The 13,709-nt window shown below is 59.7% G+C and carries 9 protein-coding genes and 1 tRNA gene; 3 read left to right on the top strand and 7 right to left on the bottom strand.

What is annotated here, in order from left to right; genetic code table 11:
* Window positions 1-5 precede the first annotated feature (5 nt).
* On the bottom strand, window positions 6-1,115 hold the full coding sequence (locus AB1724_11280; protein ID MEW6078386.1) for a Fic family protein: 1,110 nt from the start codon (window positions 1,113-1,115) through the stop codon (window positions 6-8).
* Window positions 1,116-1,325: 210 nt separating this feature from the next.
* Between AB1724_11280 and AB1724_11275 the strand changes: the two genes are divergently transcribed.
* Window positions 1,326-2,318 (top strand): WYL domain-containing protein, encoded by a 993-nt coding sequence (locus AB1724_11275; GenBank protein MEW6078385.1) that lies wholly within the window; start codon window positions 1,326-1,328, stop codon window positions 2,316-2,318.
* 137 nt (window positions 2,319-2,455) lie between these two features.
* On the opposite strand, the gene AB1724_11270 is transcribed toward AB1724_11275, so the two are convergent.
* From AB1724_11270 to AB1724_11255, 4 genes are all read right to left on the bottom strand, one after another.
* Window positions 2,456-2,531 (bottom strand) — tRNA-Asn (locus tag AB1724_11270).
* Window positions 2,532-2,619: 88 nt separating this feature from the next.
* Entirely contained in the window at window positions 2,620-5,451 is a 2,832-nt protein-coding gene (gene uvrA, locus AB1724_11265) for an excinuclease ABC subunit UvrA (GenBank protein MEW6078384.1), read from the bottom strand.
* Complete coding sequence (gene pdxA / locus AB1724_11260; protein MEW6078383.1) at window positions 5,448-6,470, bottom strand: 4-hydroxythreonine-4-phosphate dehydrogenase PdxA; 1,023 nt, start codon at window positions 6,468-6,470, stop codon at window positions 5,448-5,450. The genes uvrA and pdxA overlap by 4 nt, the downstream gene beginning before the upstream one ends.
* Window positions 6,471-6,554: 84 nt before the next feature.
* Window positions 6,555-7,463: a hypothetical protein gene (locus AB1724_11255; protein ID MEW6078382.1), complete on the bottom strand. Its 909-nt coding sequence runs from the start codon at window positions 7,461-7,463 to the stop codon at window positions 6,555-6,557.
* A gap of 205 nt (window positions 7,464-7,668) precedes the next feature.
* On the opposite strand from AB1724_11255, the gene AB1724_11250 reads away from it, so the two are divergent.
* Complete coding sequence (locus AB1724_11250) at window positions 7,669-8,637, top strand: hypothetical protein (GenBank protein MEW6078381.1); 969 nt, start codon at window positions 7,669-7,671, stop codon at window positions 8,635-8,637.
* 22 nt (window positions 8,638-8,659) lie between these two features.
* Here the strand turns inward: AB1724_11250 and AB1724_11245 are convergent, their stop codons facing one another.
* Complete coding sequence (locus AB1724_11245; GenBank protein MEW6078380.1) at window positions 8,660-10,339, bottom strand: tetratricopeptide repeat protein; 1,680 nt, start codon at window positions 10,337-10,339, stop codon at window positions 8,660-8,662.
* On the bottom strand, window positions 10,336-11,364 hold the full coding sequence (locus tag AB1724_11240; GenBank protein MEW6078379.1) for an SGNH/GDSL hydrolase family protein: 1,029 nt from the start codon (window positions 11,362-11,364) through the stop codon (window positions 10,336-10,338). Before AB1724_11240 ends, AB1724_11245 begins: the two co-directional genes overlap by 4 nt.
* A 235-nt stretch (window positions 11,365-11,599) precedes the next feature.
* Here AB1724_11240 and AB1724_11235 point away from each other — a divergent pair, with 235 nt between their 5' ends.
* Window positions 11,600-13,696: a tetratricopeptide repeat protein gene (locus AB1724_11235; protein ID MEW6078378.1), complete on the top strand. Its 2,097-nt coding sequence runs from the start codon at window positions 11,600-11,602 to the stop codon at window positions 13,694-13,696.
* Window positions 13,697-13,709 lie beyond the last annotated feature (13 nt).

Raw genomic sequence — 13,709 nt, 5'->3', positions numbered from 1 at the left:
ATCGGTTATTCCGACCAAAACAGATCATAGCTGACGCTGCGGCCGCCGCCGGGATTTTTTTTGAGTATGCCCATGCCGACCAGTTGGATCAGGTCTCTTTTAGCGGTTTCCCGGGTGGTTCTGGTCATGGCCCGGTATTTTTTATTAGTCAATCCCCCCTCAAATCCTCCGGGCCCTGCATCTAAAAGCTTGTTGACCGCTTTTTTCTGACGGTCGTTAAGGTTATGGTCAGCCACGTTCCGCCAGAAGCGGGCTTTGTCCATGACCTTGTTAATTTCGAGGGCGGATTGCTCCATTGCCCTCTGAAGACATTCCAGAAACCAGATGATCCATTCGGTGATGTCGCCCTTGCCCTTTTGCGTCCGTTCCAGGACATTATAGTACTGCTCGCGTTCGGCGTTGATCTGGGCGGACATACTGTACAGGCGAAAGCCTTTTTTTTCATCCTGGGCCAGGGCCATGTCGGTGATGGCCCGGGCAACGCGGCCGTTGCCGTCGGCAAAAGGGTGAATGGTGACAAAGCGGAGGTGGGCTTCGGCCGCCCGCACCAGTCCGTCGAGCCGGTCCGGCGATGATTTGAACCAGGCCAGAAACTGTTTTATTTCAGCCGGCACGTTTGCGGCCGGTGGGGCTTCAAAATGTATTTTTTCCTTGCCGACCGGCCCGGAAATTACCTGCATGGGAGTTTTGTCCCGCCGCCAGTCACCCGTGACGATTCTGTGCAGGCCCGCGTACCCGGTCGGGAAAAGCGACGCCTGCCACCCTTTTAGTCTTGATGCCGTCAATGGCGTGGCATAATTTCGGGTGGCATCGATGAGCATTTCCACCAGGCCGTCAATGTGCCGATCGGAGGCCGGCAACCCGGCTGTCGGCAGACCCAGCCGTCGGGCGACGGATGAGCGGACGGCTTGGCGGTTAAGGGATTCGCCCTCTATGGCCGCGGTGGTGAAGGCCTCTTCGGTCAGCACATCGGCCTGCAGGTTCAGCTCAAAATAATCTGCCCTGGCAAACAGTTCTCCCTGGGCCTGACGTGTTTTGCCCAGGGGGCGTAACAGCGCTGAATCGTCCCGGATCAGATTCGGCCATGCGGGGAGCTGCCATATATAGCGCGTCATTATTACCTCATCAATGGATGACCCGAATATCTTTTTTTGGGTTATGTTTTGACCCGATTATGACGCATAAATGGGTCATTGTCCACTTTTTTCCCTCGTGGCACCTATAAAAAACAAGTTCCATCCGATCCGTCTGCTTGACACCACCAGCATCGCACGTTATTGTTCCATAAAACGGAACGATAATTCCTTTTATGAGGAGGGGGACTCATGCCGCGGAAGAAATCGGATAAAACCTACGGGGAAAAGCTGATCTGGCTGTTTGCCGAGCTTTATTTTACAGGGAAATCCCGGTCGCTGAGCGACCTGGCCGAGGAGATGGAATGCTCCAAACAGGCAGTGATACGGATAGTCAATCATATCAGCCGGGCATATGTGCCGATTGAAGAAACCAGGGAAGGCAGAAAGAGCTATTACCGGATCCCGCGGCCGGAAACGCCTCCCGGCGCCGTGAGTATGTCGCCGTCCGAACTGTCCATGCTGTACATGTGCCAGGCCTTTACGCGGCACTTGCTGGGCAAAGATCTGTTTCTGGAGTCTGAAAAGGCCATTCAGAAAAGCAGCTTGCTGGCGGCCGGCTCGGCCGGATCCGATTCCTTCGCGGCCTTTCTGCCCGGCACCATCGATTACACGCCCCGGCAGCAAGACATCCGGCGGTTGATCAGGGCCATGGATGAGAAGACCGTCTGCGAGATCGTTTACAAAAGCCCCATGGAAGAGACGGGCAAAACCTTTTATATCAAGCCCTACAAACTTTTTGCCTATAACAACGCCCTTTATCTTCACGCCGGCATGGCCCGTTATCCCGGATCACGGAAGACGGAGTTTGACTTTGATCCCCTGCTGGCCGTCCATCGGCTGGAAAAGGTGTCACCGACCGATAGAAAGTTCGTTGTTCCCAAAGACTATAACTTTGAGAAACAGTTCAACCAAGCCTTTGGCATAATAAAAGACGATTCCTTCCGGGTCAGGCTGGAGCTGAGCGGGTATGCGGCTGCCTATGCCATGGAACGTCGCTTGAGCCCGGACCAGAAAATTCAGAGGAAAAAGGAGGGCATCATCCTGACCTTTACCGCTTCATCGGAGCCGGAGGTGCTTTCCTGGGTTTTGTCGTTCGGCGATCAGGTCAAGGTGCTGTCACCCGCCTGGCTGGCGGATGAAGTGGTGCAATCCATAGAAGCAACAAGAAAAAAATACCGATAACTATTTTATCTGACAGTCAAAATCCATGCCGGCGCGCTGGATATCATCGGCAGCCGTTTGATATGCTTGTTGAAAGCAACATGGCCTGCAAAAAAGAAATGGCCTCTTTTTCGACGAAAAAAGGCCATTTTGAATTTTGGCTCCCCAGCACGGACTCGAACCGCGGACACGGTGGTTAACAGCCACCTGCTCTGCCGACTGAGCTACTGGGGATCAGTCAAGTAAACCAGAAATGTTTATAAAAACTCCCGGTTAAAGTCAAGATAAAAACGGAAAAATTTTTCCCCGGCGGGATAAGAGATCACAGCACTTGTTTCAGAAACCGGCCGGTGTGGGATTCTTTGACGGCGGCCACCTGTTCGGGGGTGCCTTTGGCCACCACCCGGCCGCCCTCGTCGCCGCCTTCCGGGCCGAGGTCGATGATATAATCGGCGTGTTTGACCACGTCCAGGTTGTGCTCGATGATGATGACCGTGTTGCCGGTCTCCACCAGCCGGTCGATCACGGCCAGCAGCTTCTGGATGTCGTCGATGTGCAGGCCGGTGGTGGGCTCGTCCAGGAAATAGACCGTCTGGCCGGTGCCTCGCTTGCTCAGCTCCCGGGAGAGTTTGATGCGCTGGGCTTCGCCGCCGGACAGGGTGGTGGCGGCCTGGCCCAGGTGAATATAGCCCAGGCCCACGTCCACCAGGGTCTGCAGCCTGGTGCGGATACTGCCGATATTCTTGAAAAACTCCATGGCCTGGTTGACGGTCATGTCCAGCACGTCGGCGATGGTTTTGCCCTTGTAGTGGACTTCCAGGGTTTCCCGGTTGTAGCGCTTCCCCTTGCAGATGTCGCAGGCCACGAACACATCCGGCAGAAAATGCATCTCGATCTTGATGATGCCGTCACCCTCGCAGGCTTCGCAGCGGCCGCCCTTGACGTTGAAGCTGAACCGGCCGGGAGTGTAGCCCCGGGTCCGGGCGTCGGGCGTTTCGGCAAAGAGCTCGCGGATGAAGGTGAAGACGCCGGTATAGGTGCCGGGGTTGGAGCGGGGCGTGCGGCCGATGGGCGACTGGTCGATGTTGATGACCTTGTCCACCAGTTCGATGCCGGTGATGTCGTCATGCCGTCCCGGTGTTTTGCGGGACTGGTTGATGCGCTGGGCCAGGCGCCGGTAAAGGGTGTCCAGCACCAGGGTGGACTTGCCGGACCCGGACACGCCGGTGACGCAGATGAGGGTGCCCAGGGGGAAGGCCACGTCGATGTTCTTGAGGTTGTTCTGGCGGGCGCCGCGCACGACCAGGGCCTTCTTGCCGGCCGGCCGCCGTTTTTCCGGCACGGCGATGGATTTGCGGCCGGAAAAATACTGCCCGGTCAGGGACTCGGGGTGGTTGAGCATCTCCGCCGGCGGGCCGGCGAACACCACCGAGCCGCCCTTCATGCCGGCGCCGGGACCCATGTCCACCACGTGGTCGGCGGCCATGATGGTCTCCCGGTCATGCTCCACCACCAGGACCGTGTTGCCCAGGTCCCGCATTTTCAGCAGGGAGGAGAGCAGCCGCAGGTTATCCCGCTGGTGCAGGCCGATGCTGGGCTCGTCCAGCACGTACAGCACGCCGGTCAGCTTGGAGCCGATCTGGGTGGCTAGGCGGATGCGCTGGCTTTCACCGCCGGAGAGGGTGCCGGCGCCGCGGTCCAGGGTCAGGTAGGTCAGGCCCACGTCCGCCAGAAAACCGAGCCGTTCGTCGATCTCCTTTAACACCGGCGCGGCGATGATCTTCTCCTTGCCGGCAAAGGCCAGGCCGGCGAAAAATTCCCGGGCCGCGGCCACGGACAGGGCGGTGGTCTGGGAAATGGTGCGGCCGCCGACGGTGACGGCGCTGCTGGAGCGGTTCAGGCGTGTCCCCCGGCATTCGTCGCAGACGCTGAAATTCATGTACTGCCGCATCTCCTCCCGGGACCAGGCCGAATCGGTTTCCAGGTAGCGGCGGTGCAGATTGGGAATGACGCCCTCAAAGGCCTTGGTGTAGGTCAGGCGCCGGCCGCCCCGCTCCACGTAGAACGGGATCTCGGTCCGGCCCGAGCCATACAGCAGGATCTGCCGGAAGGGTTCCGGCAGATCTTTGTAAGGGGTATAGATATCCACCTTGTAAAAGGCGGTCAGGGCGTCCAGAAAATCCGCGAACTGAACGGAATTGCGGTTGGCCCAGATGGCGATGGCCCCCTGCCGCAGGGACAGGTTGGGATCCGGCACCAGCAGGTCCGGGGCAAATTCCATGACCGACCCCAGGCCGTCGCACTTGGGGCAGGCGCCCTGGGGGGAGTTGAAGGAAAAGCTGGCCGGGGTCAGTTCCGGGCAACTGATGCCGCAGACGGTACAGGCGGATTTTTCGCTGAACAGCAGGGTGCTGGCGGCCTGGCGGGTCCCGGCCTCCAGCACGTCCACGATGGCCATGCCCTCGGATTTGGACAGGGCCAGTTCCAGGGAGTCGGCCAGGCGCTTTTCAATGCCCGGCCGGACATGGAGCCGGTCGCAGACCACCTCGATGGTGTGCTTTTTGTTTTTTTCCAGCTTGGGGACCGCTTCCAGTTCATGCTGCTCGCCGTCGACCCGGACCCGGGCGAACCCCTCTTTTTTCAGGCGGGCCAGCAGCTTTTCGTGGGACCCTTTCTGGCCGGTCACCAGGGGCGAGAGAATGACGATGGCCGTGCCCCCGGGCAGGGCCGTGACCTGATCCATGATCTGGTCGATGCTCTGGGACGAGATCGGCCGGCCGCACAGATAACAATGGGGGCGGCCGCAGCGGGCAAACAGCAGCCGCAGGTAGTCGTAAATTTCGGTGACCGTACCCACGGTGGAGCGGGGGTTGTGGCCGGCCGTCTTCTGCTCGATGGCGATGGCCGGCGACAGCCCTTCGATGACGTCCACGTCGGGCTTGTCCATGCGGCCCAGAAACTGGCGGGCATAGGTGGACAGGGATTCCACGTAGCGGCGCTGGCCCTCGGCGTATAGGGTGTCAAAAGCCAGGGAGGACTTGCCTGACCCGGACAGGCCGGTGACAACCACCAGCTTGTTGCGCGGCAGGGTCACGTCGATGTTTTTCAGGTTATGCTGCCGGGCGCCCCGGATAATGATGGCATCAGTGGTCATGGCCGTTCCGTTCCGGCGGCGGACCGGGTCGCCTGATGAACCGCCATGCGGACGGCCGCTATCAGGCTGGCGCAGCCCGCCTTGCCGGTGCCGGCGATATCATAGGCCGTGCCGTGGTCCACGGAGGTGCGGATGATGGGCAGGCCCAGGGTGGTGTTGACGCCGTCTTCAAAGTGGAGCAGCTTGAGGGGAATCAGCCCCTGGTCATGATACATGCAGACCACGGCGTCGTAGCGGCCGGCGGCCGCGGCCACGAAAACGGTGTCCGGCGGCAGCGGGTCGGTGATGGTCGCGCCGGTGGTTTGCCGGGCCTTGTCCACGGCCGGCGCGATGAGCCGCGCCTCTTCATCACCGAACAGGCCGCCTTCGCCGGCATGGGGATTTAGCCCGGCCACGGCGATAGAGGGAGAAACGATGCCGAACCGGGACCGCAGGCTTTCGGCCGTGATCTCCAGAACGGTCTGAATCTTTTCCGGCGTCAGCGCGGCCGGGACCCTGGTCAGGGCCATATGGATGGTCACCAGCACCACCCGCAGGCGGTCGCCGGCCAGCATCATGGCGTAGCGCTTGCAGCCGACCCGCTCGGCGATCAGCTCGGTGTGGCCGGTGTAGGGGCTGCCGCCCATTTTCAACGCTTCCTTATTAATAGGCGCGGTCACCATGGCGGCGATTTTTCCGGACACGGCCAGGTCGACGGCCGTGGTAATGTACGCCTCCATGAAGCGGCCGGTCTCCGGGGTAGGCCGGCCCCACTCGACCGGGCCGGAAAAGGGGCCGCAAGGGTTTATCACGGCGATGGTGCCGCGAACATATTTCCCGGCAGCCGGATCAGGGACCGGATGAAAGAGGGGATTCTGGCCGACAATCCCGGCGGCCCGTTTTAACACATCGATATCGCCGATCACCAGGGGGCGGCAAAGCGCGTACAGGGATTCGTCCGCCAGGGCGCGGATGATGATTTCCGGTCCGATCCCGACCGGATCTCCCATGGTGATGCCGATGAAGGGGCGGGTGGTCATGGGTTGTGTCCCATTTGAAAACGTTTCGGTGAGCCTATTAATAAAAACAACGAATGGACACCAGTTAAAAATGAAGAATAGATATTACTCCCCGGGCGTTTCTTTTTCAAACAGAAAGGAGACCGCATCCGAAGACGGGAAACCCGCCCCGCCGGCCATGGGAATCCGGCCCCAGACGATCAGGCAGATTTCATCAATTGTCTTGATTTGTTGCGAAATCTTTTCGATATCGGCGGTCGCCCCGATGCGGGTGCCCTGGAGAAGGAGGGTTTCCATGTTGCTTTTATTCAACTGTTCCGTCACCCGGCGGCTGTATTCCATCTGCTTCAGGCAGCGTTCTCTTTCCGCGCCGAAAACCATCCACATGTCTTCATCCGTTATCGGCCGGCCCGGAAGGTCGAGGATCACCTCAAGATAAGAAAACCATTGCTCTTTTGTGGCCGGACCGGATTGCCGGATGAATCGCAGCAGAAACGATGTTCGCGGCCCGGTCAGATCCGCCCGGGAGTGACGGATGGCGGCCAGGGCCGCCAGCAGGTCGGAACGCTCCGGCAGGCGCTCTTCCAGGGCAGCTCGGATCTCCGGGTCGATGGCCCGCGTTAAGTTAAGTTGGCCAAGAAACCGGCGCCGGCAGGAACCTGGTACGAAAAAGCAGACCGCCCCGGACAGGCCGGGTACCCGGACGCTGGTCGAAAGCGCTTCCGGCAGCAGGGATAGCACCTTATTAACAGCTTCGTCCGAAAAAGAGGCTCGCGAAAACAACTCCTCCATCTCGCGGCAGACGACCGGATCCGGAGAAATAATCAGTTCGATCAGTCCTTCCCGATCAGCACTGTCGGCGTTGTTTAAAATGGCTTGCAGTTGCCCATAGCCGGGATAAGCAAACGTGGAGTTGATGAAATGAACAACGGACGCGTCCGCTTCAAATCCGGCGGCCATCAGGTTCAGAATCCTCGCGGCCAGTTCCCGGCAATGGTCAGATCCGCTGCTCATAAAGAAACCTTTGATGGTAATTAGTAAGGCGGTTTTTAGCGGCGCCTTTTAAAAATTATGATAGGATATCACTCACCATTGCGTCAATCGGTTAAACTCGCATGAAACTTTATTCCTTTGGGTTCCGCTCGGTTTTTATCGCTGGCCGGCATGACGACGCGTCGTTGAAAACAGGAGCAACAATCATGGCAGGGAGACAAGCGACATGAGCAGGCGGTCAATACTGTCGGTTCTGATGTTCGCTCTCATCCTGGTTCGCCTCCAGGGCGGGGCCGCGCCGCCGGTTGCCCCGGAACCGGCCGGCAAGGAAGCGCTCTACGGCCCGGCGGTTCAGGTCGGAACTATTGTCGACCCGGAGATTGCCGAAGCCTCGGGCCTGGCCGCCTCGCGGCGGGATGACAACCTGCTGTGGGTCATCAATGACAGCGGCAACCCGGCCGCGCTGTTCGCCATCACGCCGAACGGCCGCATCCTCGGGAAATTCATCCTCGCCGGCACGCCCAACGATGACTGGGAGGACCTGGCCTCCTTTACCCTGGACCAGATTCCTTACCTGCTCATCGCCGACACCGGCGACAATATGGCCGGCCGGACTCATTTTGCCCTTTATGTTGTCGAAGAACCGGAAGTTATGGAAGGCCTGCAGGTGCAGGAAGGGACCTTGCCGGTAAAATGGCGGATTCAGTTTGCATATCCGGACGGCCCCCGGGACTGCGAGGCGGCGGCCGTTGACGTCCCTCGAAAGCGGGTTCTGCTGTTAAGCAAACACTCCCGGTCGCCGGTTCTTTACGAACTGCCCCTGCTGCCCGATGCCGCGGAGGTGAAGGCCACGGTTATCGGCCCGGCCTCTATCCCGCGGCCCACCCCTGAAGACGTCAGACAGCCGTACGGGTTTTCCTGGTCGCGGCCGACGGCCATGGACCTGTCAACCGACGGCAGCCGGCTGGTCATCCTGACCTACAAGCATGCTTACGCCTTTGTCAAACCACCGGAACAGTCCTGGCGATCGGCAATAGCAGCGCCCGGCGTCACCGTTCCCCTGCCTCATCCGGGCGTCGGCCTGCTGCCCATCCGGGAGGGGCTGTGCATTCAGCCTTCGACCGGCGACCTGTTTGTCGCCGGCGAATCCCCTCCGGCGCCTGTATTCCGTCTGAAGCGCCTGGCCGTTCACTGACACTGACGGATAAAAATGGGCATCAGGGTTCCGGAACCGGCAGGTTAAACACGCTTTTCTGAAGCAGCATCTCCCGGCTCAACCGTCCGGAATCCAGCAGATCCAGGGCGATCCGGGTATCCGGGAAACGGGGGCAGGATTCCAGTTCCGCCTGCCATTGCTTCCGGGCGAGCCCGGGGTCTCCGGCCAGAAAGTGGATGATGCCCAGGTAGAAATGGCCGGTGCAGAGCGCCGGGTCCGCGTCCAGGGCCAGGGCCAGCATTTCCTCCGCCCGCCGGAACGCCTCCGCGTCCATGCGGAAGGTGATCCCTTCCAGCAGGGCCTTCGCCGTATTCAGGCAGGCCAGGGCCTGTTCCTGGTCGGCAATGATCATGTCCCGGGCGTATCGGGCCAGACCGCTTTCAAACCGGCTCGGCCAGTCTTCCGGCGGCGGGGGGAGCGCGCCGGATTGGATCAGGGCGCGACCGACCTCCCTGCCAAGGTCCCGGTGAACGGCCGGTTTGGGATGGCAGTTGTCCAGGAACTGATCAAAGCCGAGAAGGCCGTTGGCGGCGTCACGGCGCAAGGCACTGACGCAGTCGGCCACAGGGATGGACCGGGACCGGCAGAACGCCAGCAGTGTCCGGTTCAAGGCGCCGCAGGCCCGCAGCCGCAGGCCGTCCTCATCCAGAGCCGCCTGGTAAGCCTCCCGCGCCGCTTCATATTGTCCCATCTGCTCACTGGCTTTCCCCAGGAGGAAATGGGCCAGGGCGTAGCGGCTGTCCTGATCCAGCAACCGCCGACAGATATCCCCGGCCTCCCGGGGACGGTGGCTGTCGAGCCGTTGCGCGGCCCGGCGGAGATCATCCATCCAGCGCGCCTGATCCGGTTCCGTAAGCGGTTGGGAATGAATCGACACATAAGGCGGCCAGTCTTTTTCGTTGACCGGGACGGTGCAGAACACCAGGGGCACATGGGCTTCGGAAGTTATTCGGAAGATCTCCTTCAGACCGGCGGTATATTTTTCAAGAAGATAGGGGAGTTCATCCGCCGAACGGGGCGCACCCTTGTTCTCCGGGCCGGCCACCGCGAATTTCCAGTCAAAAGAGGGCCGCCGGCCGACGATCAGGTAGTGCAACACCTGAAAGGAACGGAGGTTCCAGCAGAGGCGCAGCAGACGGGAGCCGACATCCGTATTTCTAAAAACGGTCGTTCCCTCGTTCAGGTTGCGCTGCTCGTTGTTGCCGGAATAGATGACAACCGCGTCGGGTTGATACGCCAGCATTTCCAGGACAACGGCGGCAACCGTGTTGATGGTGATTCCGGGCAGGGCGGCGTTGACGACATGGAAAGAGAGGTCCGGGTAGACGGCCTCCAGCCCGGATTGGAGCCATTGCGGAAAAGCGACCCGGCCGGAATAGGGGAACCCGCCCGGGGCGGAGCCGCCGGAGACAAAAATATAAAACGCGTTTTCCGGTTTAGGCGTCAAAATGGGCTGGAGCCGGCGGGGGTCAGTTCCTCCGGCCAAACAGACATAAGCCTCCCGGCCGTCAGGCAGAACGCTCTTTTCATAGAGACTGCCGGCTGAAGCGGGCAACCGCGGAGAAAGCGACTCCTTTTCATAAGGATTGATCCCGGCCAGACGCAGACCCAGGTCCAGCAAAAGAAAAAACACGACCGGCATGAGGATCAGGACAAGGTAATGCCAGCGCCGCGTTGTCATTCCAGCAGTCCGTTTTCAATGAGAAAGTCATGGAGCCGCCGCATGATCAGCAGATGGCCGGCCGGGCTGGGGTGGACGGCATCGTTTGCCTGGAAGAGGGCGGTTGAGTCATCGGCGGTATTCTTTTCGGTCATCTCCGGGATCGTCAGCAGGGGAATCCCCGCTTCAGCGGCTGTCTGCTCGAGAACCTGCCGATAACGGACGATTTTCATTTCTCTTTTTTCATCAATTCCGGTGAACCGCAGCATCGGTGAAATCAGCACCAGCCCGGCGCCGTTTTGGTCGCAGGCGTCTTTGAGTTTTAGAAGGGTCTGACGGAAATCTTCGGCTGACAAGCGCTCTTTCAGGGGTTTTGCCCCCGATTCCCCTCCGGAAACATCGGAGAAGTTTTTGCGGATCACCCTGACCAGCGATGATCTCAGCAGCCACTTGTTCACAAAAAGCCTCAGCCATTTCGGCCGGCCGGGTTTCAAGATATCGGCGTCGCTTAAATAAAAACGGGTGACGGTTTCATTGGCGCCGAAATAGGCCGTCACCAGGTCCGGCTTGAATGCGGCGCCCCGGAACAGGTACAGGCTCAAGCCCTGAAGCGAGGTGTATCCGAGAACCCCGGCGTTGATCACCTCATAGCGCCGGTCGGAACGCGCCTGTTCACGGTTCAGCCGCTCTTCCAGCAGGGCGTGATAGGTCAGTTCCAGGGGCATTGGAAAACCGAAGGTACTCGAATCTCCCAGGCAGAGAATACGGAAAACACCGTCGGGTTTTTTCTTATCATATTCCCTGTCCCGGAAGCCCTGGCTGCTGATCGTCACGTGGCGGTCTTTGTATCCCGGCAGCAGCGCCCACATCAGAAGCGGGTCTTCAACGATATAATCCAGGCGCAGGTCGTTGTCCACGTGCCGGATATAAAACCGGAAATCCGAATCCGCGTTTCTGGCTGAACCGTATACCCGGCAGGCGATTTCCATCATTCCCAGCGCCGCCATCGTGATCAGCCCGATAATCAGGAGATCTTTTTTTTTCATCTTGTCATCACCGCCAAAAGGCCATGATTCAGCGATCGTCCGTGTATATGACCGCGTTCATAAGATATTCTTATAGAATTTCCCGGGTGTTCATGCAAGCTTCGAAAATGGTTTCATCTGTAAAGTTGCAATGGCCGGCCCGCTCGGCTATCTTACAAAAAACGGCCCGGACGGGTCGGTGGAGGGGCGCTTCATCATTGATTTGAAATGGTAGTCATCAGCTTTTAAAGCCGGTATGAACCAATCTCTGCGAACTTTATCCGCAATCATTCTTGTCGCGGCCGTATTCACCGCCGCCGTCTGGTATCTGTACGCGCCGGCGCTCCGGGCGCCCTTTGTGTTCGACGACATGGCCAACATCGTTAATAATCCGGGTATCCGCCTGACGGCTGTCACGCGGGACAATCTTGTCAATATTTTAAAAAGTCCAAACCCTGCTCGCCCTCTGGCTAACGCTTCCTTTGCCCTCAATTATTACATCGGCCGATATGATGTGGCCGGATACCGCCTGGTCAACCTGGCCATCCATATCTTCTCGGCCCTGCTGGTGTTTCTGGTCGCCCGCCTCACCCCCGGACCGGACGCTAAACAGGGGGCGGGGACGGCCTTTCTGGCCGCGGCCCTGTGGCTGGTCAACCCCGTGCATACCCAGTCGGTCACTTATATCGTCCAGCGCATGAACGCCCTGTCGGCCATGTTCGTGCTCCTGGCCATGGTCTGCTACATCACGGCCCGGCGGCTGCAGCGGCAAGGCCGGACCGGTTACCGGCCGCTGATCCTGCTGGCCGGAACCGCGCTTTCCGGCCTGTGCGGCCTGGCCGCCAAGGAGACCGCCGCCATCCTGCCGGTCCTCCTCCTGCTCTATGAATGGTTTTTTTTCCAGGACTTGAGCCGGGCCTGGCTGAAAAAGCAGCTCGCCTGGATAGGCCCGGCCGCTCTGGCCGCGGTTGTCGCCGCGCTTGTGCTGACGGCGGGGCACCCCTTTGAAAAACTGGCGGGAATGTACGCCAAACTGGATTTCACGCCAGGCCAGCGGCTGCTGACCGAGCCCGGGGTCATCCTGTATTATCTGACGCTGCTGCTGTTCCCCCACCCGGACCGGCTCAACCTGGATTACGATTTTCCCTTAAGTTACTGCCTGGTCAACCCGGTTGTGACCCTGCCGGCCATTCTGGCGCTGGCGGCCCTGACGGCCGTCGCCGTGGTCGCGGCCGGGAAACACCGGCTTTACGCTTTTTCCGTTTTCTGGTTTCTGGCCGCCTTGGCCATCGAGTCGTCGTTTCTGGGGCTAGCCCTGATTTTTGAGCACCGCACCTACCTGCCCTCGGTTTTTCCGGCCATCGCGGCGGCCCATTTCCTGACCCGCCGGATCAAACCGGCCCCGGCCGGAGCCATAGCGGTCTGCCTGCTGATCGCCCTCTGCGCCTGGGGCACATACCGGCGCAACCGGGTCTGGGCCGATCCCCTCGTCTTCTGGCAGGATACCGTCCGCAAATCTCCGGATAAGGCGATCCCCTGCAACAACCTGGGGCTGGCCTATAAAGAAGCGGGCGGTCTGGACAACGCCCTGTTCTTTTTAAACAAGGCCTTGAGAATCAGAAAAGAGCAACTGGGCGAAACGCACCCGGATGTGGCTGAAAGCCTGAGCAATATCGGCCTGGTTTATTACCGGCAGGGAAATTTTGACCAGGCCCTGGCCTGCCATCAGGAAGCGCTGGGCATCCTGCAAACCGTTTTCGGCGCCGGCAGCCGTCACCTGTTTGAAATCCATAGTCACATCGGCCTGGCTCTTGACGGCAAGGGCGATTCGGACGCGGCTCTTTATTATTATCAGCAGGCGCTGGAGATGGAACGGGCGGGCGGAGACGATGAAAACCTGAATACGGCCGCCATATACAACAACCTGGGCAGCGCCTGGTATAACCGGGGAGACGGTGAAAAAGCCCTGGCTGTTTTTCACAGGGCCCTGGCCATCAGAATAAGGTTGCTGGGGGAACGGCATCCCCATGTCGCCGAATCCTTCAACAATATCGGACTGGCCTATGGCAGCCGCGGGGATTACGAAACCGCTATCGGGTATTACCGGCAGGCCCTGGACATTGAGCTGGAGACGCTGGGGGAAAATCACCCCATGACCGCCGCGACTTATTTTAACCTCGGCCTGGTCAGCCATGCCCGGGGAGATTACCCGCAGGCCGTTTTTTATATGCGCCGGGTTGTGGACCTTTATGCCGACGCCCTGGGCCGGCATCACCCGTATCTGGAAACAGCCGCATCGATCCTGAACGAGGCGCAGCGGAAAAGCTGTAACCAGAACGCCGGCCCCCCGTGAACCCTGAACCCTC

The sequence above is a fragment of the Thermodesulfobacteriota bacterium genome, assembly GCA_040753795.1.
Taxonomy (GTDB): domain Bacteria; phylum Desulfobacterota; class Desulfobacteria; order Desulfobacterales; family Desulfosudaceae; genus JBFMDX01.
The sequence above is the reverse complement of the archived record's forward strand: the minus strand, read 5'-3'. Positions and strand labels throughout refer to the sequence as shown.